Raw genomic sequence first — 657 nt, forward strand, 5'->3', positions numbered from 1 at the left:
CACTTGATCAATATCCAGAACAAATTGCAAATGTTGCTATGTACTTACATGATCAAGTACCAGAAAATCATCATTATGCAAACTTAAAGGCTACTCCAGTTATCACAACATCTCCTGAAATGTGGATGCTCGGTTCTAGCGGAGAAAGTGCAATGATTGCCGCAAAGCAAGGCGCTTCTTTTGCATTTGCACAATTCATTAACGGATACGGTGGCCCTGAAGTAATGAGGGCTTATCAAGAACAATTCCAACCTTCCTATTTAGGTGATAAACCAAAATCAATCGTATCTATTTTTGTTATTTGCGGAGAAACAAATGAAGAAGCGGAGAAGATAGCATCAAGCCTTGATTTATCGATTTTACTATTAGAACAAGGAAAACGGACTACTGGTACTCCTTCTATCGAAACTGCTCAAAATTATGCGTATAGTGCTTATGATCTATTCCGCATAAAAGAAAATCGTCAACGTATGATCGTCGGTGATCCATCTTCTGTGAAAGAAAAAATATTAAACTTAAGCAAAGCGTATAATACTGACGAATTTATGATTGTCACGATTACTCATCAATTTGAACATAAATTAAACTCTTATCGCCTATTGGCAGACGCTTTTAATTTATAATAACGAAAGGGAGATGCATCACATATGATGCATC

At 36.4% G+C, this 657-nt stretch carries 1 protein-coding gene; it reads left to right on the forward strand.

Annotated features, from left to right (window positions below):
- Window positions 1-623, forward strand: a 623-nt coding sequence (locus AC1DTM_RS30435; protein ID WP_477001697.1) for an MsnO8 family LLM class oxidoreductase, incomplete at its 5' end; no start/stop codon positions are given.
- Window positions 624-657: the final 34 nt, after the last annotated feature.

This window comes from Bacillus sp. P4_D3 (genome assembly GCF_056401855.1).